Raw genomic sequence first — 20,269 nt, forward strand, 5'->3', positions numbered from 1 at the left:
CGGTGGCATGGGCGGGCGCGAGCACGTACGGGTGGCGGTGATCGGGTCCGGGTTCGGCGGACTGGGCGCGGCCGTACGGCTGCGGCGCGAGGGGATCACGGACTTCGTCGTCCTGGAACGGGCCGATTCCGTGGGCGGGACCTGGCGGGACAACAGCTATCCCGGGTGCGCCTGCGACGTACCCTCCCATCTCTATTCGTTCTCCTTCGCGCCCAATCCCGACTGGCCGCGGACGTTCTCGGGGCAGCCGGCCATCCGCGCGTACCTGGAGCACGTCGCCGACACCTTCGGGCTCCGCCCGCACCTTCGGCTGAACTCCGAGGTCCGGATGATGCGCTGGGACGCCGACCGGCTGAGGTGGGAGATCGAGACCTCGGCCGGCGAGCTCACCGCCGACGTCGTCGTGTCCGCGACCGGGCCGCTGTCCGACCCGAAGACGCCGGAGATCCCGGGGCTCGCCGAGTTCCCGGGCAAGGTCTTCCACTCCGCGCGCTGGGACCACGACTACGACCTGCGCGGCAAGCGCGTCGCCATGATCGGCACCGGCGCCTCGGCCATCCAGATCGTGCCGGCCATCGCGCCCGACGTGCAGCGGCTCACGCTGTTCCAGCGGACCCCGCCGTGGGTGATGCCGCGCACCGACCGCGCCATCAGCGGCGCGGAGCGCTGGCTGCACCGCCAGCTGCCGTTCACCCGGGCGGCCCGCCGGGGGCTTCTGTGGGGGATCCGGGAGCTCCAGGTCAGCGCTTTCACCAAGCGGCCGAACCAGCTCGGGCTCATCGAGTCGCTGGCCAAGGCCAACATGGCACGCTCGATCAAGGACCCGGCGCTGCTGGCCAAGCTGACGCCCTCGTACCGGATCGGCTGCAAGCGGATCCTGCTCTCCAGCGAGTACTACCCGGCGCTGGCCCGCCCCAACGTGGACCTGGTCGCCTCCGGGCTCAAGGAGATCCGGGGCTCGGTGCTGGTCGCCGCCGACGGGACGGAGACCGAGGTCGACGCGATCGTCTTCGGCACGGGCTTCCACGTCACGGACATGCCGATCGCGGACCGGGTGGTGGGCGCGGAGGGCCGGACCCTCGCGGACCACTGGAAGGACGGGATGCAGTCGCTGCGCGGGGCGACGGCGGCCGGGTTCCCGAACTGGATGACGATCATCGGGCCGAACACCGGGCTCGGCAACAGCTCGATGATCCTGATGATCGAGTCGCAGCTCAACTACATGGCGGACTACCTGCGCCAGCTGAACGTGCTGGGCGGGCAGGTCGCGCTCGCGGCCCGGCCCTCGGCCGTGAACCAGTGGAACCGGCACGTCCAGACCCGCATGGAGCGGACCGTGTGGAACACGGGCGGCTGCACCAGCTGGTACCTGGACGCGCAGGGCCGCAACACGACGGTCTGGCCGGGCACGACCGGCGAGTTCCGGAAGGAGACGCGGAGCGTGGACCTGTCCGAGTACGAGGTCATCCGGCTCCGGGAGGCCGGGGCCGAGCGGGTCCCGGCCGGCGCGGAAAGCGCGGAGGGCGCGGCGTGAGCCGGCCCGCGTACGTCACCTCCGGGCGGTACGCCCCGCCCGCGGCCCGGCGGGAGCTGGTCGCGGTCTCCGCCGACGGGGCCCGCCTGCACGTGGAGGAGCACGGGGAAGAGGGCGCGCCGGCCGTGGTGCTCGCGCACGGCTGGACCTGCTCCACCGCCTTCTGGGCCGCGCAGATCCGCGAGCTCGCCCGGGACCACCGGGTCATCGCCTACGACCAGCGCGGGCACGGGCGCAGCCCCGGTGCCTCCCGCTACGGCACCGACGCCCTCGCCGACGATCTCGTGGCGGTCCTCGGGGCCACCCTGGCCCCCGGAGAGCGGGCGGTCGTCGCCGGGCACTCCATGGGCGGAATGACGATCATGGCGGCCGCGGGGCGGCCGGAGTTCGCCGAGCACGCCGCCGCCGCGCTCCTGTGCAGCACCGGCAGCGCCCGGCTGGTCGCGGAGGCGCTGGTCGTGCCCCTGCGCCCGGGGCGCGTACGGACCCGCATCACCGGCGCGGTCCTCGGAGCACGCGCCCCCCTCGGCCCCGTCACGCCGGTTGCCAAGAGGGTGCTGAAGTACGCCACCATGGGTCCCGGGTCCGCGCCCGACAAGGTCGAGGCCTGCGCCCGCATCGTCCACGCCTGCCCCACCGGTGTCCGGCACGCCTGGTCCGAGGTGCTGGCCGGGCTGGACCTGGAGGCGAACCTCGCGGAGCTCACCGTGCCCACCGCCGTGATCGGCGGCAAGAACGACCGGCTCACCCCGATCGTGCACGCCCGCGGGCTGGCCGCGGCCCTGCCGCACTGCGTGGGGCTGACCGAGCTGACCGGCATGGGACACATGACCCCGATCGAGGCCCCCGAGGCCGTCACCAACGCCGTACGCGAGCTGACCGTCCACGTGAAGCACCCGAAGAACGCGACCGACGACCTGAAGGAGAAGACGCCGTGAGCGCGAGCAGGAGTCTGGAAGGCCAGGTCGCCGTCGTCACCGGCGCGGCACGCGGGGTCGGCGAGCTCCTCGCCCGCAAGCTGTCCGCGCGCGGCGCGAAGGTGGCACTGGTGGGCCTGGAGCCGGAGGCCCTCAAGGAGGTTTCGGAGCGGCTGCACACCGACAGCGGGCACTGGCACGCCGACGTCACCGACCACGAGGCCATGGCCCGCGTCGCGCAGGAGGTCAAGCAGCGCTTCGGCAAGGTCGACATCGTCGTCGCCAACGCGGGCGTGGCCGCCGGCGGCCCGTTCGCCGAATCCGATCCCGAGGCCTGGCGCCGGGTGATCGAGGTGAACCTGATCGGCGGCGCCGTCACCGCCCGCGCCTTCCTCCCCGTACTGGCCGAGAGCCGCGGCTACTTCCTCCAGATCGCCTCGCTCGCCGCGATCACCCCGGCGCCGATGATGAGCGCGTACTGCGCCTCCAAGTCCGGTGTCGAGGCCTTCGCGCACTGCCTGCGCGCAGAAGTCGGCCACAAGGGCGTCAGGGTGGGCGTCGGCTACCTCTCCTGGACCGACACCGACATGGTGCGCGGCGCCGACCAGGACGAGGTCATGCGGGAGCTGCGCCAGCGGCTGCCGTGGCCGTCGAACCGCACCTACCCGCTGGGCCCGGCCGTGGACCGGATCGTCGCCGGCATCGAACGGCGCTCGCCGCACGTGTACGCCCAGTGGTGGCTGCGCGGGATGCAGGGCGTGCGCGGCTACCTGCCCGGGATCATCGCGACGGTCGGGCAGCGGGAGATGAAGCGCTTCGAGCCCCGGCTGACGAGCGTCTCCCGGGGGCTGGTGGGCGCCGGAGGCGCCGCCGACGAGAAGGAGCGGGCGCTGGGCACAGAGCGTCATTGATCGAAATGCGAGCTTTGTCCCCTCGTGCAAATCTGGTCGCAGCCCGGTCCCCTACACCCCTCCAGGAGTGAACAGCATGGGCATCAAGGACCAGTTCCAGGACAAGGCGCAAGAGCTCGAGGACAAGGCCAAGGCGGCCCGGCAGGGCGCGAAGGACGAAACGTCCGAGCGCGGTGCCCACGCCTCCGGCCAGGCCAAGAAGAAGGAAAAGGTCCACGACGAGCTCGACGACAACTGGGACTTCTGACGCCCGGAGTTCGTGGCGGAAGGGGCGCTGCCCGTGCGGGTGCACGGGCAGCGCCCCTTCTCCGCGTGTCCCCGCCCTACGGCCGCGGCGGCAGCTTCGGACGCTTCAGGTCCGGTACGTCCGCGTACCCGGGCGGCACCGCGGCCGGCTCCTGCTCCAGCAGCTCCACCGCCAGGAACACGGCGTCGTCGAGCTGCGCGTGCCGCCCCTCCGCCCAGTCGAGCGGGGTCCGCAGGATCGCCAGGTCCGGTTCCACGCCGTGGTTCTCCACCGACCAGCCGTACTCCGGGAACCAGGCGGCGTTCATCGGCACGGTGATCACCGTGCCGTCGCCCAGGGTGTGCCGGCCGGTCATCCCGACCACCCCGCCCCAGGTGCGCTGGCCGACCACCGGACCGAGCCCGAGCAGCTTGAAGGCCGCCGTGATCATGTCCCCGTCCGACGAGGTCGCCTCGTCCGCCAGGGCCACGATCGGACCGCGGGGCGCGTTGGAGGCGTAACTGACCGGCTGGGCGTTGCGCGTCAGGTCCCAGCCGAGGATCGAGCGGGTCAGCTTCTCCACCACCAGCTCGCTGATGTGCCCGCCCGCGTTGCCGCGCACGTCCACGATGAGCGCCGGCCGGGACATCTCCATCCGCAGGTCCCGGTTGAACTGCGCCCAGCCCGAGCCGCCCATGTCGGGGATGTGCAGGTAGCCGCACTTGCCGCCGCTGAGCTCCCGGACCACCGCGCGCCGCTTGGACACCCAGTCCTGGTAGCGCAGCGGCCGTTCGTCGATCAGGGGCACGATCGCCACCCGGCGGGCCCTGCCCTCGCCTTCGGCGGGTACGAAGGTCAGCTCGACCGTGGTGCCGCCGGCCGCCGCGAGCAGGGGATAGGGACCGGCCACCGGGTCCACCGGCCGCCCGTCGATGTGGGTGAGCACGGCGCCCTCCCGGATGCCGGTGCCGGCGAGCGGGGAGCGGGCCTTGGAGTCGGAGGATTCGCCGGGCAGGATCCGGGCGAGCATCCAGCCCTCCTCGCGGGGCACGAAGTTGGCGCCGAGCAGACCGATGGGGCGGTGGTAGTGCGGCGGGCCCTCGTTGCGGCGCGCGGGGGAGACGTACGCGTGCGAGGTGCCGAGCTCGCCGAGCACCTCGCGCAGCAGGTCCGCGAACTCGTCGGGCGAGGCGACCCGTTCGACCAGGGGGCGGTACTGGCGCAGCACGCCGTCCCAGTCGATGTTGCACATGTCCGGCTCCCAGAAGTACGCGCGGATCAGCCGCCCGGCCTCCTCGAAGGCCTGGCGCCACTCGGCCGCCGGGTCCACCTCGTGCAGGATGCGGCGCAGGTCCAGGTAGACGGTGGAGTCGCTGTCGCCGGACTCGGTCGAGGGGACCGCGCGCAGGTCGCCGTCGTCGTTGACGACGAGCCGGGTGCCGTCGCCGCTGACCGCGAACCAGTCCAGCCCGGAGGCCAGTTCGCTCTTGCGCGCCTTGGTGATCTCGAAGTGCTCCAAGGTGGGCTTGCCGCTGGTGTCGGTCGGGTTGGCGAAGGTTTCGCCGAGCGCGCCCGAGATCGGCCAGCGCAGCCACACCAGCCCGCCGCCGCTGACCGGGTAGAGGGCCGAGTACTTCGACGCCGTCACCGGGAACGGCGTGACGCGGCTCTCCAGCCCCTCCACCTCCACCATGACGGCGCCCTCGCCCTCGGCGGACTCGCCGTCGCCCGGGTCGAGTCCGCCCGCCGCCGGGCGCCCGTCGGGGGTGAAGGCGAAGGGTGAGGGGGTCGCCGAGGACAGCGGCACCAGGTAAGGGCGGCAGCCCAGCGGGAAGGACAGGTCGCCGGTGTGCACGTCGTACACCGGGTCGAAACCGCGCCAGGACAGGAAGGCCAGGTAGCGGCCGTCGCGGGTGAAGACCGGATTCTCGTCCTCGAAGCGGCCGTTGGTGACGTCCACGACGGAGCGCGGCCCGGGGCCGGAGATCCGGGCCATCTTGATCTGGCGCAGCGAGCGCCCGATGCCCGGGTGCGACCAGGTCAGCCAGGCCCCGTCGGGTGAGAACGCCAGGTCGGTGACGGGTCCGTTGATGGACCGGATCAGCTCGGTCACCTCGCCGTCGGACTCTTCGCCCGCGTCGATGAGCAGCAGCCGACCGTCGTTGGAGGCGATCGCGAGCCGTTCCCCGTCCGGATCGGAGAGCAGCTCCAGTACGCGGCCCAGCTCACCGGAGGCCAGCCGGCGCGGCTCCCGGTCCCCGGAGGCCCGCGGGAGGTAGGCGATCTCGATCGCGTCCTCGCCCTCCGCGTCCGTCACGTACGCGACCTGTCCGCTGCTGCCGAGCATCTCGGGCAGCCGCACCCGTACGCCCGGGGTGTCGGCGATGGTCCGGGCGGGCCCGTCCCGGTGGGTGAGCCAGTACAGGCTGCCGCGGACGACGACGGCGCTGGCCCGTCCGGTGGCGTCGACGGAGAGCGAGTCGACGTGGCTGGCGGCCGGGACCTGGTACGTACGGCGGCCTGCGCGGGGACCGCCGAGGCGGACGTCGAGCCGGCGCGGGGCGGCCTCGGGGGCGAGGGAGTCGACGAGCCAGAGGTCCCCGCCGCACTGGTAGACGACGCGGGAGCCGTCGCTGGAGGCGTGCCGGGCGTAGAACTCCTCGTGGTCGGTGTGCCGGCGCAGGTCGGTGCCGTCGGGCAGGCAGGAGTACAGGTTGCCGATGCCCTCGTGGTCGGAGAGGAAGGCGATCCGGCCGTCGACGAACATGGGGGCGTCGAGGTGGCCCTCGATGTGCTCCATCAGCCGCTGGCCGTGCAGCCACAGGCGGCCGGTGGCGCCGCCGCGGTAGCGCTTCCAGGCGGCGGGCTCGTGCGGGGGCTTGCCGGTCAGCAGCAGGGTGCGCCGCTCGCCCCCCGGCTCCTCGTGGACGGCGATGTCGGAGACCGGGCCCCACGGCAGCTTGCCGCCGGGCGAGCCGTCGGTCGGCACGCTGTAGGCCCAGGCGTAGTAGGAGAAGGGCTGCCCGTGCGAGGACACGGCGAGGATGTCGCTGCGGCCGTCCTTGTCGGGCGGGGTCCAGCCGCAGACCCGGGTGTCGGTGGCGCCCCAGTAGGTGAGCTGGCGGGCCGGGCCGCCGGCCACCGGGGCGAGGTGGATCTCGGGGTCGAGGCTTCGCCAGGTCGTGTAGGCGATGTTCCGGCCGTCGGGGGAGAACCGGGGGTGGCCGACCCGGGTCCGGTCGACGGTGATCCGCCAGGCCCGGCCGGGGGCTTCGCCCGCGGGGACCAGCGGGGCGACCCAGAGGTCGTCCTCGGTCGCGAAGCACAGCAGATCGTCGTGGAGGTGCGGGAAGCGGAGGTACGCGCCGTCGTGACTCACCCCACAATGCTTTCCGCGCCGGGGGGGCCTGGCAACTCGTACAGGTGATCCATGCCCCGTGGCGGGTGACCCACGCCACCCGCCTAAGCGAAACGGAACGGTTTCGTTTCGTTGGTGGTGGGGGTATCGTCGTCGGTGTACGAAACGGTTTCGTTCGGACGGGAGGTACGGAGATGCCCGAAGACGTCTCGCCAGAGGTTTCGTCGCGGCGCAGCCGGATCACCCCCGAGCGGGAAGCCGAGCTCCACGAGGCGGTCCTCGACCTCCTCCGCGAGGTCGGCTACGAGGCGCTGACCATGGACGCGGTCGCCGCCCGTACCAAGTCCAGCAAGGCCACCCTCTACCGCCAGTGGGGGAGCAAGCCCGAGCTGGTCGCCAAGGCCCTGCGGTGCACCCAGCCGACCTCCCTCCGGGAGATCGACACGGGCACGCTGCGCGGCGACTTCCACCGCATGGTCGAGCTCTCCGACAACGCGCAGATGGCGAAGGACACCGCACTGCTGCGGGGCCTCGCCCACGCCGTACACGCGAGCCCCGAACTGCACCAGGCACTGCGCAGGCTGCTCATGGAGCCGGAGATCTCCGGACTCGACGAGATCCTGCGACGCGGAGTGGAGCGGGGCGAGATCGCCCCGGACTGTCCCGCGGTCCGTTTCGTGCCGCACATGCTGATCGGCGCCTTCATCGCCTTGCCGCTGATGGAGGACCGGTCCGTGGACCAGGCGTTCCTTGCCGACTTCATCGACTCCGTGGTCTTCCCCGCCCTCGGCGTCTGAGTCCCCGCGACTCGTTCCTGCTGCTCCTGACACGCCGCTCTCGTCGTCGGGCCGGCTCTCCACGCCCTGATCCGTCCCGGATCCACCACGACCTGAACGGGAGAACCGCCTCCGTGGCTACCTTCCTCTACCGACTCGGCAGGGGCGCCTTCCGGCGCCGAGGCCTCGTCGCCCTGCTCTGGGTGGCACTGCTGTTCGCCGCCGGCTTCGGCGCGGCGACGGCGTCCGCACCCAGCTCCGGCTCGTTCTCGATACCCGGCACGGAGGCCCAGAAGGCCTTCGACGTGCTGGACAAGAAGTTCCCGGGCATGGCCGCCGACGGCGCCACCGCCCGTATCGTCGTCAAGGCGCCCGCGGGCTCCTCGGTCAACGACGCGAAGAACAAGGCCCAGGTCGAGAAGATCGTCTCCGATCTGAAGGGCGGTCCGGGCAAGGCCCAGGTCGCCTCGGTCGCCGACCCGTACCAGGCGCAGGCGGTGAGCCGGGACGGCTCCACCGCGTACGTGAGCGTCAAGTACACCGTCACCGGCATGGAGCTGAAGGACGAGACGCGCGACGCGCTCAAGGACTCCGGCACCGGGGCCAAGGCCGCCGGGCTCACCGTCGAGATCGGCGGCGACGCCCTGATGACGGCCCCCGAGACGGGCTCCGGCGAGATCGTCGGCATCCTGATCGCGGCGATCGTGCTGGTCATCACCTTCGGCTCGCTGGTCGCGGCCGGGCTGCCGCTGCTGACCGCGATCATCGGCGTGGGCATCGGCGTCTCCTCCATCACCGCCCTCGCCAACGTGCTGGACCTCGGCTCCACCACCTCCACCCTCGCGATGATGATCGGCCTCGCGGTCGGCATCGACTACGCCCTCTTCATCGTCTCCCGCTACCGCGCGGAGCTCGCCGAGGGCCGGGCGCGGGACGAGGCCGCGGGCCGGGCCGTCGGAACCGCCGGCTCCGCCGTCGTCTTCGCCGGGCTCACCGTGGTCATCGCCCTCGTGGGCCTGGCCGTCGTCAACATCCCGATGCTGACCAAGATGGGCTTCGCGGCCGCGGGCACCGTGGTCATCGCCGTCCTCGTCGCACTGACGCTGGTCCCGGCCATCCTGGGCTTCGCGGGCAAGAAGGTCCTGCCGGCGGGTACGAAGAGCAAGCTGTTCGGCAAGGGCAAGCCGGCCGGCACCGAGCCCAAGGCCAACGGCGGCACCCGCTGGGCCCGCTTCGTCCTGCGCCGCCCGATCATGGTGCTGCTCGTCGGCGTCATCGGCCTCGGCGCCATCGCCATCCCGGCGAGCAAGCTGGAGATGGGCCTGCCGGACGACGGCGCCCAGCCCGTCTCCACGACCCAGCGCAAGGCGTACGACCTGCTGTCGGAGGGCTTCGGCCCGGGCTTCAACGGCCCGCTGCTGGTGGTCGTCGACGGCGACAAGAAGCTCGCCGACGCGACGGAGGCCCGGATCAAGGGCCTGGAGGGCGTGGCCGCGGTCATGCCGCCGACCCCGAACGAGGCCGGTGACGCCTCGGTGATCACGGTCATCCCGAAGGACCGCCCCTCCTCGGTGGAGACCGAGAACCTGGTCCACACGATCCGCGACGGCAGCGGCGACGACGTCCTCGTCACCGGCGCGACCGCGATGAACATCGACTTCTCGCAGAAGATGAACGACGCGCTGCTGCCCTACCTGGCGCTCGTGGTCGGCCTCGCCTTCCTGCTGCTGATGGTGGTCTTCCGCTCCATCCTCGTTCCGCTCAAGGCGGCACTCGGCTTCCTGCTCTCGGTGGTCGCCGCCCTCGGCGCGGTCGTCGCGGTCTTCCAGTGGGGCTGGCTCGGCTCGCTCTTCGGGGTGGAGCAGACCGGTCCGATCATGAGCATGATGCCGATCTTCATGGTGGGCGTCGTCTTCGGCCTGGCCATGGACTACGAGGTCTTCCTCGTCACCCGGATGCGTGAGGCGTACGTCCACGGCGAGCGCCCGGGCCAGGCCGTCGTGACCGGCTTCCAGTACAGCGCGCGGGTGGTCGTGGCGGCCGCCGTCATCATGATCGCGGTGTTCTCCGGCTTCATCGGCGCCAGCGAGCAGATGATCAAGATGATCGGCTTCGGCCTCGCGATCGCCGTCCTCTTCGACGCCTTCGTCGTCCGCATGGCGATCGTCCCGGCGGTGCTCGCGCTGCTCGGCCACAAGGCCTGGTGGCTGCCGCGCTGGCTGGACCGGCTGCTGCCCAACGTGGACGTGGAGGGCGAGAGCCTGCGCAAGCACCTCGAAGGGTCCGCCGGGTCCCCGGACGGCCCGGACAAGGACCGCGAGCTGGTCAACGCCTGACCCGCGGTGTCCGCACGACCCGGCCCCGCACCTGATCGCCAGGTGCGGGGCCGGTCCCGTTCCGCGCGGGTCCCGGTTTTTCCGGGCCCGTTACGCCTGCCGGGTGACGGCGGCGTTCGTACGGCGCAGGAAGCGGCGCAGCGCGGCGATGTCGAACTGGATCACCGCGACGCCTTCGGGGGAGTGGAACTCGACGACCGCCTGGACGCGGCCGCAGGGCCAGACGCGTACGTCGCCGGTGCCGGTCGGGGCCTGCAGGCCCGCTTCGAGGAGCGCCCGGGGGAAGACCCACTCGTTCTCGGTGCCCTCGGGGGAGAGTCCGGCGGGGAAGACGATCCGTACGGCGAGCGGCTCCGCGGGGGCGAAGCGCAGGGCGACCGGGATCTTCCGGAAGAGCGGGTCGTCGCTGATCACGCGGGCGGTGACGCGGTCCTCGACGGAGGCGGCGACGACGGCGGTGGCGACGGCTGCGGCGGCGGCTGCGGGAGCGGGGGGATTCTCGGCGGTGGCTGACACGACAAGACTCCTCAAATCGTGACATCTAAGTCCGTATTGTCCCCAGCCTCGCACATTTCCACGAATCCGCGCGGAGGTATTTGTGCAGCCCACGCTCTTGCCAATCATTTGCAAGTGGGCACTATTCTTAAACGGTTAAAGAGTTTGTCAGCTCAAAGACCGCAGGAAGCGGAGCAGCCCCATGCATGTGCCCGACGGCTTCATCGACGCCCCCGTCTCCCTCGCCGCAGGTGTCGCCGCCGCGGGCGCGGTGGCCGTCAGCCTCCGCGGCGCCCGCCGAGAGCTCGACGAGCGGGCCGCGCCACTGGCCGGGCTCGTCGCCGCGTTCATCTTCGCCGTCCAGATGCTGAACTTCCCCGTAGCCGCCGGAACCAGCGGACACCTGCTGGGAGGGGCGCTCGCCGCGATCCTCGTCGGCCCCTACACGGGTGTCCTGTGCGTGTCCGTGGTGCTGCTCATGCAGGGCGTCCTGTTCGCCGACGGCGGGCTGACCGCCCTCGGGGTCAACGTCATGAACATGGCCGTGGTGACCGTGGTCGTCGCGTACGCCGTCTTCCGCGGGCTGCTGAAGCTCCTGCCCGACACCCGCCGCTCGGTCACCGTCGCCGCCTTCGCCGGAGCACTGCTCTCGGTGCCCGGCGCGGCTTTCACGTTCACCCTCCTGTACGCGCTCGGCGGGACCACCGACGTCCCGCTCGGCAAGGTGTTCACCGCCATGGTCGGCGTGCACGTGCTGATCGGCATCGGCGAGGCCGTGATCACCGCCGCGACCGTGGGCGCCGTACTGGCCGTGCGCCCCGACCTGGTGCACGGGGCGCGCGGGCTGGCCGCGCCGCTGAAGCTGCGCGTCGGCGGCGAGCTGGTCGACGCCCCCGCCTCCGCCCCGGCCGCCCTCCCCGCCACCGCGCGCTCCACGAAGCCCGTGTGGGTCACCGGCCTGATCACCGCGCTCGTCCTGGCCGGGTTCGTCTCCTTCTACGCCTCCACCAGCCCCGACGGCCTGGAGAAGGTCGCCGCAGACAAGGGCATCGACCAGAACGTGAAGGAGCACGCCAGCGCCGACTCCCCGCTCGCCGACTACAGCGTCAAGGACGTCGACGACGCCCGTCTCTCGGGCGGCCTCGCCGGCGTCATCGGCGTGGGCGCGACCGTCGCCGTCGGCACCGGGATCTTCTGGACCGTGCGCCGCCGGCGCGCGCAGGACCTGACGGCCGCCTCGACCGCGTCCACGGCGGTCTGAGATGGGCGCGGGACACGCCCACAAGCTCTACCGGCACGGCCACTCGCCGATCCACGCCCTGCCGCCCCACTGCAAGCTGGCCGCGGCCTTCGCCTTCGTCCTGGTCGTCGTCTCCACACCGCGCGAGGCGGTGTGGGCCTTCGGGCTGTACGCCGTCCTCATCGCGGCGGTGGCGGCCGCGGCCCGGATCCCGGCCGGGTTCCTGCTGCGGCGGCTGCTGATCGAGGTCCCCTTCGTGGCCTTCGCCGTGCTCATGCCCTTCGTGGCACAGGGCGAGCGGGTGGAGGTCCTCGGCCTGTCGCTCAGCGTCTCGGGACTGTGGGGCGCCTGGAACGTACTGGCCAAGGGCACGCTCGGGGTCGCCGCGTCCGTCCTGCTCGCCTCGACCACCGAGCTGCGCGCGCTGCTGCTCGGGCTCCAGCGGCTGAAGCTGCCGCCGCTGCTGGTGCAGATCGCCTCCTTCATGATCCGGTACGGCGACGTGATCACCGACGAGCTGCGCCGGATGTCGATCGCCCGGCGCTCGCGCGGCTTCGAGGCCAGCGGGATCCGGCACTGGGGGGTGCTGGCCAAGACCGCCGGAGCGCTGTTCATCCGCTCGTACGAGCGCGGTGAGCGGGTCCACCTCGCGATGGTCAGCCGCGGCTACGCCGGCTCGATGCCGGTGATCGACGAAGCCGTCGCCACGCGCGCCCAGTGGGCGTACGCGGCCGTACTCCCGGCGGCGGCCCTCGCCGTCTGTCTGATGGGATGGACCCTGTGACCCCCTCTCCCGCTGCCCCTGCCGCTCCCGCCTCCCTGGAGGTCTCCGGCCTCGCGTACGCCTATCCGGACGGGCACCAGGCCCTCTTCGGCGTGGACCTCACCGTCGGACAGGGCGAGCGGGTGGCCCTGCTCGGCCCGAACGGCGCCGGCAAGACCACGCTGGTGCTGCACCTCAACGGCATCCTCGGCGGCGGGGTCGGCACCGTGAAGGTGGCCGGGCTGCCCGTGGAGAAGCGGAACTTCGCCGAGATCCGGCGCCGGGTCGGCATCGTCTTCCAGGACCCCGACGACCAGCTGTTCATGCCGACCGTGCGCGAGGACGTGGCCTTCGGCCCGGCGGCCGCCGGGATGCGGGGCGCGGAGCTGGAGACGCGGGTCCGCGAGGCGCTCGAGCAGGTCGGCATGGAGGCCTTCGCGGACCGGCCGCCGCACCACCTGTCGTTCGGGCAGCGCCGCCGGGTCGCGGTGGCGACCGTACTGGCCATGCGGCCGGAGATCCTGGTCCTGGACGAGCCCTCGTCCAACCTGGACCCGGCCTCGCGCCGCGAGCTCGCCGACATCCTGCGCTCGCTGGACGTGACGGTGCTGATGGTGACCCACGACCTGCCGTACGCGCTGGAGCTGTGCCCGCGTGCGGTGATCCTGAGCGAGGGGGTCATCGCGGCCGACGGGCGCACGCAGGACCTGATGTGCGACGAGGAGCTGATGCGGGCGCACCGGCTGGAGCTGCCGTTCGGCTTCGACCCGCGCACGCCCTCCCTGGCGCGGCCCTCGCACTGATCGGCGCCGTTTCCCGCAGGCCCCGGGGAAGGAGACGGATCCGGTCCGTGTTGGACTCTTGGGGCGGACCGACCAAGCGGCACCCGCGGCGAACGAGGAGCAGGGACGTGGACGTCAACGGGACCGTGGCGGAGGGCTTCGAGGCCGTCCGGGACGCTTTCGTACGCAACTTCGAGGTGCTCGGGGACCGGGGCGCGGCGGTGGCCGTGTACCGCGGCGGCCGGAAGGTCGTCGACCTGTGGGCGGGCCCGAAGGACGTGGACGAAGCCGGCGGGCCCTGGGCCTCCGGTACCGCGCAGGTGGTGCGCTCGGCCACCAAGGGCGTGGCCGCCGTCGTACCGCTGCTGCTGCACCAGCGGGGGCTGCTGGACATGGACGCGCCGGCGGGGGAGTACTGGCCGGAGTTCAAGGCGGGCGGCAAGGAGCGGACGCTGGTCCGGGACCTGCTCGCACACCGGGCGGGGGTGCCGGCGCTGGACGTCCCGCTGACGCCCGCGCAGGCGGTGGACGGGGTTTCGGGGGCCCGTGCGGTCGCCGGGCAGCGCGCCTTCTGGGAGCCGGGTTCCGCGCACGGCTACCACGCGCAGACGTACAGCTGGCTGCTCTCGGAGCTGGTGCTGCAGGTGACCGGCGCCTCGCTGGGCCAGTGGCTGGCGCAGGAGGTCACGGGGCCGCGGGGGCTGGAGTTCTGGATAGGCCTGCCGGCCGGGGAGACGGGGCGGGTGGGCCGGGTGGGGCCGGTGGAGCCGCCCGCGGAGAGGGCGGGCGGACTCAGGACGCGGCCGCGCAGGAACGTTTCGCAGGCCTGGGAGGACCCCTCCTCGCTGACCCGGCGCGCCTTCGCGGCGATCACGCCGCTGCCGGACGAGAACGCCCCGGAGTTCCGGGCGGCCGAGCTGCCGGCTTCGGCGGGCATCGGCACGGCGCGGGGCCTGGCGGGCGTGTACGCGGCGCTGCTGGGCGACACGGAGGACGGCCCGGGGCTGTTCACCCCCGACACGCGCGGGCTGGCGGCCACGGAGCTGTCGGCCGGTCCGGACCGGGTGCTGGTGGTCAACACGCGCTTCGGGCCGGGGTACATGCTGCACAGTCCGGCGTCGCCGCTGCTGTCGGCGGGCTCGTTCGGGCACCCGGGGCGGGGCGGATCGCTCGGCTTCGCGGATCCGGAGACCGGCGTGGCGTTCGGGTACGTCACGAACGCGCACGCGAAGTCGGTGACCGCCGATCCCCGGGCCCAGGCCCTGATCCGGGCGGTGCGGAGCTCCCTGTGACGCGGAGCTCCCGGTGACGCGGTGACGCCGCCACGCGGCGCCCCGGCGATCCGACGCGACGGCCCGACGCCCCCGTCCGGGAGCGGCCGGACGGTCAGCGCTCGCGTACGTCGGCCAGGGCGGCACCGGCGTGGGCGATCAGCTCCCGCGGGGGCATCGGGAACACCGAGTGCGGGGTTCCGGCCGCGGCCCAGACCACCTCGTGCGCCAGCAGCGAGTGGTCCGCGAGGACCCGGGTCCGGGTGCGGTGCCCGAACGGGGGCACGCCGCCGATCGCGTAGCCGGTGGTCTCCCGGACCAGCGCGGCGTCCGCCCGGGTGACCTCCTGCGCCCCGAGCTCCCGGCGGACCGCGTCCACGTCGACCCGTGAGGCCCCGTCCACGAGGACCACCACCGGGACCCCGTCCGCCGCGAAGACCAGCGACTTGGCGATCTGGCCGAGCTCGCAGCCGATCGCCGCGGCCGCGTCGGCGGCGGTCCTGGTGCCGTCGGGGAACGTGCGTACGCCCACGTCGAGCCCCAGCTCGGCGAGGGCCTGCGCGAAACGGGGGTGGGTACCGGTCGTCATGCGGGCACGCTAGCGCCCCGCCTCCCGCTCCCGCCACGCCGTTCCGCCGCGCCGCGTCGTCGCCCGCCCCCCGGACCCGGCGTCAGGACGCGGACAGCACCGACGCCACGATCGGGCCGGCCGCGTCGGCGCCGTGGCCGCCCGCCTCGACCATCGCCGCCGCGGCCACGTCGCCGCTGTAGCCCGTGAACCAGCTGTCGGGGCTGCCCGCGCCGTCGACCTCCGCCGAGCCGGTCTTCGCTCCCTTGTCGGAGCCGCCGACCGCCGCCATCGTCTTCGCCGCCGTGCCGCTGCTCGCCGTCAGCTTCATCATCCGCACCAGCTGCTGCTGGACCGACGGCTTCATCTGCCGTCCCGCCTGCGCGATCGGACGCCCGTCCAGCTCCGGCGAGACGAGCAGCGGCTGGTGGAAGACCCCGCTGCGCGCGGTGGCCGTGAACGAGGCGACGTTCAGCGGGTTCATGGTGATCCGGCCCTGTCCGATGTACTCGGCGGCCGCCTCGGCGCCCTTCGCCTCCGGCACCTGGCCGTCGGCCGATCGGATGCCCGTCTTCCAGTTGTCCAGCCCGAGGCCGAAGACCTCCCGGGCCTCCTTCGCCAGCGCCGAGTCGTCGTCGACGTCGTCGATCTGCTTGATGAAGGCGGTGTTGCAGGACTTGGCGAAGCTGGTTGCGAAGTTCGCGCCCGGCAGTTCGAAGTTGTCCAGATTGTGGAACGTACGGCCGCCCCAGGAGGCGTCCTTGGTGCACTCCGCGGGCCGGTCGGCCGCCGCCTTGCCCCGGTCGATCAGCATCGCCGCCGTCACGATCTTCATCGTCGAGCCCGGGGCCCGCCGCCCCTCCATCGCCGCGTTGAAGCCGTCCTTGCGGTTGTTGGCGACGGCCAGGACGTGCCCGTTGCTCGGCTGGACCGCGACCACCGAGGACTCCGGGTACTTGGCGACGGCCTTCTCGGCCGCCGCCTGCACCTTGGCGTCCAGGTACGTCTTCAGCGTGCTCGGCTCCCCTTCCACCAGCGTGAGCAGGGTCCGCCTGGGCGCGTCCTGGGCGGCCGGCTCGATCCACAGCTCCGCCCCGGTCCTGCCGCCGGTCTTGCCCCCGTACGTCTGGCGCAGCTGGTCGAGGACCGGCCGGAGCGAGGGGTACTTCTCGGCGCTGAGCTCCTCGCCGTTGTGGTCCACGGCCTTGACCGGCGGGGCCGCGGGCGCGCCCGCGCGCAGCTTCTCGTCCTTCTGCAGCTGCGGGTGGATCACCGAGGGCTGCCAGTCGACGAGCGGCTTCCCGCTGGTCAGCCCACGTACGACGGTCAGCTTGGACTCGTACGCGAGCGGCTTGGTGGCGCCCTCGTACGTGATCTCCGCGGCGACGGCGAACGGGATGGTCGTACCCGCCTGCGTCCCCGGAGTGATCACGGCCCTGGACACGTACGCCTTGGCCCGGTAGTCGGCCACGGCGGTCTGCGCGGCCTGCACGTTGTTCGTCAACTCCGCCGCGGCCCGCGCGTCCCCGGCCGCCCAGGCCGTCAGGAAGGCCTTCGCGGTCTGCGCGGCCTCCTTGTCCGTGACGGGCCCGCTGCCCTTCTCGGCCCGGACGGCGGTGTCGCCGCCCTTGCCGTCGTCGCCGCCGTCCCCGACCAGCGCGTACACCCCGTACCCGGCGCCGCCGAGCATCGCGAGGAACACCCCGCCGACGATGGCACCTTTCGCCGCCCCGTTCACGTACGTTCCTCCCCAGATCCCCGCGTTCTCTGAACATGTTCAAAGAACCTCTGGTGCGGACCTTACGCTGTGCAAACCGAACGCGTACGGCTTGTTACCAGACCGGAACACCGCGGCCGGTCAATTGACCGCCACCTTGCTTCCGTCGGGGAGCACGCACACGGTGCCGGCATAGGGCTGGTTGACCACCGTTCCGCCCTGGGCCGTGCACTCCGCGGACGTGATGGCCGGGGACGCCGCCGCCTGCGCCGTCACGGCACCAAGGGCGCCTGCGCCGGCCAGGGCCGCCGTGGCGAGGGCGAGGCCGAGCAGTCTTCGTATGCGCATGACGCTTCACCTCCTCCTTCCAGCATGGGCACGGCCCGTCACCGCCGCGAGCGGTGACGGGCCGTGCCCATGCTGGAGGGCTCGGACGCTAGACCCAGCTGTCCAGCCACATGCGACCGCGCCAGGAGTCCATCGGGAGGGTCTGGCCCGTGTAGATCGGCCAGAAGTAGATGGAGTTCCATCCTTTGGGGCGCCTAGGGCCCCGACCAGCCAGTTCCCCGGCAGTCGGGGCCACCGTGGGCTTACTGGGCCGTCTCGGGGCCGTGATCATGGTCCGGAGGGGCCCCGAAGAGGCCGTCCACGGCCTTCCGGGTCCGGCCTTCGCTGCTCGGCATCAGGTGCGTATAGGTGCGCAGGGTGAACCCGGGATCGGCATGGCCCAGGTACTGGCTCAGCGCCCGGATGTTCTCGCCCGCGTCCAGCAGGACCGAAGCGTAGAAGTGCCGCAGGGCGTGCATCCCGTGCTGAGGCGCGGACGCGTAGCGCTCGCCTTCGTCCGCCGGCGGGATGATCCCGGCGAGGGCGAGGGCGGGCTTCCACATGAAGTCGTTGAAGTAGCTGACCCGGACGAAGTTGCCCGTCGACCCGCTGAAGATGAGTGACTTCGTCACGGGCGGCCCGGCCGGCGTCCGCCACGGCAAGGTGACCTTGACCGGCGGGCACAGCTTCGAATGGGCGCGCAGAGCAGCCGCGACAGAGCGGGGCAGCGGGACGGAACGCGTCTTCCCACCCTTGGGAAGGGCGAACACGTACTTCCCGCGGATTCGCTTCAGCTGATGCTGCACGCGGACCCACTCCCCGTCGTAGTCCAGCTCTTCCACGTCGAGCCCGAACACCTCGCCCTGCCTGAGGCCGCATCCACTCGCGACGTCCACGGCGGTCCGCAGGTGCCCAGGCAGCGCAGCACGTACCGCGATCACCTGAGTGGGCGTCCACGGCGCCACGCGTGGCTGTGCGGGCTTGGGAACCTGAACGGACCTGGCCCGGCAGGGGTTCTTGGTGATCAGCCCGTCATCAACGGCAGCGGCTACCCGCACCGTTCGTACGTGCCGGCTGACCTCTGGCTCCAGTTGTTCGGGAGGGCGGAACGGGAGATCGGCGTGCTGGTGCACGCAGGCGTTTTCCTCGCCGAGAATCCGCGTTGGCCGCAGCTGCTCAGGCTGAAGGCGGCCGGCGGTGTTCGGGCCCGAATCCTGCTCGGAGACCCGGAAAGCCCGGAGATCCGGCGCCGAGGGGAGGAGGAAATCGGCGAGGGCGTGGCCTACAAGGTTCGCGAAGTGATGAAGCTCTATCGCCCTCTGTGCTCGGTGCCCGGGATCGAATTCCGGCTCCACCGGTCGACTCTGCACAACTCGCTCTACCGCTCGGATGATGAGTGGTTGGTGAACACGCAGGTATACGGGGTGAGTGCCCCCCTGACGCCGGTTCTTCATCTGCGCAAGGTCGCCGGTGCTGAGCTGGTCTCCACTTATCAGCAGAGCTTTGAAAAGGTCTGGTCCGAAGCAGTTCCCATTGAAGGGGGAGCATGAGCCGCCGTACTGACTATTTCGACGATCCCAACGCGCCGAAAGCTAACAACATCGTGCCCGCAGTTACGGCGTTCGTCGTCAACGATGCGGGCGATGTACTGATGGAGCGGCGATCGGACAACGGCCGTTGGGGCATGCCGGGCGGCGTCCAGGACATCGGGGAGAACATCGCGGGAACGGTGGTCCGGGAGGTCCTGGAGGAAACCGGGGTCCTCGTCGAGGTTGTCGGCCTGGTGGGTATCTTCACCGACCCCGGGCATGTCATCGCGTTCGCGGATGGGGAAGTGCGGCAAGAGTTCTCGCTCTGCTTCCGGGCACGACCGGTCAGCGGTGAGATCAAGGTGAGTTCGGAATCCCTGGAGGTCCGGTGGATTCCCCGAGCGGAGATCGAGTCCCTTGACGTATCGCCCACCACCCGTCGGCGGCTGACGGAAGGCTTCCGGGACTCACCGCTTCCCCTGATCAGCTGAGCTCAGACCGCTCTGTCTCCAAGCTGCGCTGACGTACCCGGGCGACCCGGGCCAGCAGCTCCGGTCGAGCCGCGGATACGGCCCGGAACACGACGTGATCCGGGCCGTATCGGTCGAGTACCTCGGTCAGCCGCTCCGCCGGATCAACGAGCGCGCCCACGGGGCTGCTGGTCAGGTCGCACTAGGTGATCGCGTCCACCAGCGCAGGTTCTGCGGGGCCGAACTCCGCCAGTATCTCGCTCAGCCCCAGCTCGGAGGCTTCCCAGGGGGACGAGGTGTGGAAGGCCACGACACTGCACAGCCGGGGGTCGGCGCCCACCACGTCGCGCAGATAGCGCGCTCCGTCGATCATGTGCTGCCCCGTTTCCACGGCTGCTCTCGCGTACCCGACGTCGTGCGCGATGGCCGCTGCGGCCAGTAGTACCGCGTCCTCGCCGAGGGCCGGGGCCAGCGTCAGGGCCTGGGAGTAGACGCGCTGAGAATGAGCCCACCGGGTCGGCAGGCTTTCGGCAAGCAGAGACTCCGCGAGATCGTGAGCCCACTTGGCCAACTGCATGTGAGTTCCCCCAAGCTGTTGAGAATCAGGACGCCGGGCCCACGAACCGCCCGACTCCGTGCCGAGCGTGAATGTGCCCCGCGCCTTCGAGTTCGTGAACGGCGCGACGGACGGTACCCCTCGCGACCCCGTACGACTCGGAGAGCTCCGCCTCGCTGGGGAGTCGAGCGCCGGCGGGCAGGTCGCCCGTCCGAATGCGGTCCAGCAGCTCCGTCATGATCCGCTTGTACGGGGCCACCTGTGACCCGCCGCCGACCTGGCGGCCGACCCCGGCGACGGTGGTCACGTCGCCAGCTTCCTCCAGTGCGCGAAGCGCACGACGGACGGTCGTGCGGGCCACACCGAACTCCCGCCCGATCTCCGCTTCGGACGGAAGGCCGTCGGGGTAGGCTCCCTCGGCGATCCTTGCCCGCAGGGCCTCCGAGATCGTCAAGTACGTCCCGCGAGGGCTGGGGTTCGTCACACCTTCCTC

The 20,269-nt window shown here is 71.8% G+C and carries 20 protein-coding genes; 12 read left to right on the plus strand and 8 right to left on the minus strand.

The window, feature by feature from the left end:
- The first annotated feature begins 7 nt into the window (after positions 1-7).
- The 4 genes from K7B10_RS24085 to K7B10_RS24100 all read left to right on the plus strand — a co-directional run bounded on the left by K7B10_RS24085 (position 8) and on the right by K7B10_RS24100 (position 3,609).
- Positions 8-1,534: a flavin-containing monooxygenase gene (locus K7B10_RS24085; RefSeq protein WP_229345334.1), complete on the plus strand. Its 1,527-nt coding sequence runs from the start codon at positions 8-10 to the stop codon at positions 1,532-1,534.
- The gene (locus K7B10_RS24090; protein ID WP_229339008.1) at positions 1,531-2,472 is read left to right on the plus strand and encodes an alpha/beta fold hydrolase; all 942 of its coding nucleotides are present in this window, start codon (positions 1,531-1,533) and stop codon (positions 2,470-2,472) included. Before K7B10_RS24085 ends, K7B10_RS24090 begins: the two co-directional genes overlap by 4 nt.
- Positions 2,469-3,362 carry an SDR family oxidoreductase gene (locus tag K7B10_RS24095; RefSeq protein WP_229339010.1) on the plus strand — a complete coding sequence of 298 codons (894 nt, stop codon included), beginning with the start codon at positions 2,469-2,471 and terminating at the stop codon, positions 3,360-3,362. The genes K7B10_RS24090 and K7B10_RS24095 overlap by 4 nt, the downstream gene beginning before the upstream one ends.
- A gap of 76 nt (positions 3,363-3,438) precedes the next feature.
- Complete coding sequence (locus K7B10_RS24100) at positions 3,439-3,609, plus strand: hypothetical protein (protein ID WP_229339012.1); 171 nt, start codon at positions 3,439-3,441, stop codon at positions 3,607-3,609.
- A 76-nt stretch (positions 3,610-3,685) separates the two neighbouring features.
- On the opposite strand, the gene K7B10_RS24105 is transcribed toward K7B10_RS24100, so the two are convergent.
- Positions 3,686-6,967 (minus strand): S41 family peptidase, encoded by a 3,282-nt coding sequence (locus K7B10_RS24105; protein ID WP_229339014.1) that lies wholly within the window; start codon positions 6,965-6,967, stop codon positions 3,686-3,688.
- Positions 6,968-7,140: 173 nt separating this feature from the next.
- On the opposite strand from K7B10_RS24105, the gene K7B10_RS24110 reads away from it, so the two are divergent.
- Both K7B10_RS24110 and K7B10_RS24115 read left to right on the plus strand, forming a co-directional pair.
- Entirely contained in the window at positions 7,141-7,743 is a 603-nt protein-coding gene (locus K7B10_RS24110) for a TetR/AcrR family transcriptional regulator (protein WP_229339016.1), read from the plus strand.
- Between the two features lie 113 nt (positions 7,744-7,856).
- Positions 7,857-10,058, plus strand: coding sequence for an MMPL family transporter (locus K7B10_RS24115; protein ID WP_229339018.1), 2,202 nt, complete (start codon positions 7,857-7,859; stop codon positions 10,056-10,058).
- Positions 10,059-10,148: 90 nt separating this feature from the next.
- Here the strand turns inward: K7B10_RS24115 and K7B10_RS24120 are convergent, their stop codons facing one another.
- Positions 10,149-10,574, minus strand: coding sequence for an SsgA family sporulation/cell division regulator (locus K7B10_RS24120; RefSeq protein WP_229339020.1), 426 nt, complete (start codon positions 10,572-10,574; stop codon positions 10,149-10,151).
- Between the two features lie 181 nt (positions 10,575-10,755).
- On the opposite strand from K7B10_RS24120, the gene K7B10_RS24125 reads away from it, so the two are divergent.
- The 4 genes from K7B10_RS24125 to K7B10_RS24140 all read left to right on the plus strand — a co-directional run bounded on the left by K7B10_RS24125 (position 10,756) and on the right by K7B10_RS24140 (position 14,630).
- The gene (locus tag K7B10_RS24125) at positions 10,756-11,814 is read left to right on the plus strand and encodes an energy-coupling factor ABC transporter permease (protein ID WP_229339023.1); all 1,059 of its coding nucleotides are present in this window, start codon (positions 10,756-10,758) and stop codon (positions 11,812-11,814) included.
- Between the two features lies 1 nt (position 11,815).
- Positions 11,816-12,577, plus strand: coding sequence for a cobalt ECF transporter T component CbiQ (cbiQ, locus tag K7B10_RS24130; RefSeq protein WP_229339025.1), 762 nt, complete (start codon positions 11,816-11,818; stop codon positions 12,575-12,577).
- Positions 12,565-13,359: an energy-coupling factor ABC transporter ATP-binding protein gene (locus K7B10_RS24135; RefSeq protein ID WP_229339027.1), complete on the plus strand. Its 795-nt coding sequence runs from the start codon at positions 12,565-12,567 to the stop codon at positions 13,357-13,359. Before cbiQ ends, K7B10_RS24135 begins: the two co-directional genes overlap by 13 nt.
- 107 nt (positions 13,360-13,466) lie before the next feature.
- The gene (locus K7B10_RS24140; protein ID WP_229339029.1) at positions 13,467-14,630 is read left to right on the plus strand and encodes a serine hydrolase domain-containing protein; all 1,164 of its coding nucleotides are present in this window, start codon (positions 13,467-13,469) and stop codon (positions 14,628-14,630) included.
- Between the two features lie 94 nt (positions 14,631-14,724).
- Here the strand turns inward: K7B10_RS24140 and K7B10_RS24145 are convergent, their stop codons facing one another.
- The 4 genes from K7B10_RS24145 to K7B10_RS24160 form a co-directional block, all read right to left on the minus strand.
- Positions 14,725-15,198, minus strand: a complete 474-nt coding sequence (locus K7B10_RS24145; protein WP_229339031.1) for a YbaK/EbsC family protein — start codon at positions 15,196-15,198, stop codon at positions 14,725-14,727.
- 82 nt (positions 15,199-15,280) lie between these two features.
- The gene (locus K7B10_RS24150; RefSeq protein ID WP_229339033.1) at positions 15,281-16,915 is read right to left on the minus strand and encodes a penicillin-binding transpeptidase domain-containing protein; all 1,635 of its coding nucleotides are present in this window, start codon (positions 16,913-16,915) and stop codon (positions 15,281-15,283) included.
- A 120-nt stretch (positions 16,916-17,035) separates the two neighbouring features.
- Positions 17,036-17,242, minus strand: a complete 207-nt coding sequence (locus K7B10_RS24155) for a DUF333 domain-containing protein (protein WP_229339035.1) — start codon at positions 17,240-17,242, stop codon at positions 17,036-17,038.
- Between the two features lie 242 nt (positions 17,243-17,484).
- Entirely contained in the window at positions 17,485-18,162 is a 678-nt protein-coding gene (locus tag K7B10_RS24160; protein ID WP_308284630.1) for a tyrosine-type recombinase/integrase, read from the minus strand.
- Positions 18,163-18,288: 126 nt separating this feature from the next.
- On the opposite strand from K7B10_RS24160, the gene K7B10_RS24165 reads away from it, so the two are divergent.
- Together K7B10_RS24165 and K7B10_RS24170 are read left to right on the plus strand one after the other, a co-directional pair.
- Positions 18,289-18,771, plus strand: coding sequence for a hypothetical protein (locus tag K7B10_RS24165; protein WP_229339037.1), 483 nt, complete (start codon positions 18,289-18,291; stop codon positions 18,769-18,771).
- A complete protein-coding gene (locus K7B10_RS24170) occupies positions 18,768-19,241 on the plus strand; it encodes an NUDIX domain-containing protein (RefSeq protein ID WP_229339039.1) in 474 nt (157 codons plus the stop codon). Before K7B10_RS24165 ends, K7B10_RS24170 begins: the two co-directional genes overlap by 4 nt.
- A 181-nt stretch (positions 19,242-19,422) precedes the next feature.
- Here the strand turns inward: K7B10_RS24170 and K7B10_RS24175 are convergent, their stop codons facing one another.
- Positions 19,423-19,797: an HD domain-containing protein gene (locus K7B10_RS24175; RefSeq protein WP_229339041.1), complete on the minus strand. Its 375-nt coding sequence runs from the start codon at positions 19,795-19,797 to the stop codon at positions 19,423-19,425.
- Positions 19,798-19,822: 25 nt separating this feature from the next.
- On the minus strand, positions 19,823-20,260 hold the full coding sequence (locus K7B10_RS24180) for a GntR family transcriptional regulator (protein ID WP_229339043.1): 438 nt from the start codon (positions 20,258-20,260) through the stop codon (positions 19,823-19,825).
- Positions 20,261-20,269: the final 9 nt, after the last annotated feature.

The organism is Streptomyces flavotricini (assembly GCF_020639365.1).
GTDB lineage: Bacteria > Actinomycetota > Actinomycetes > Streptomycetales > Streptomycetaceae > Streptomyces > Streptomyces flavotricini.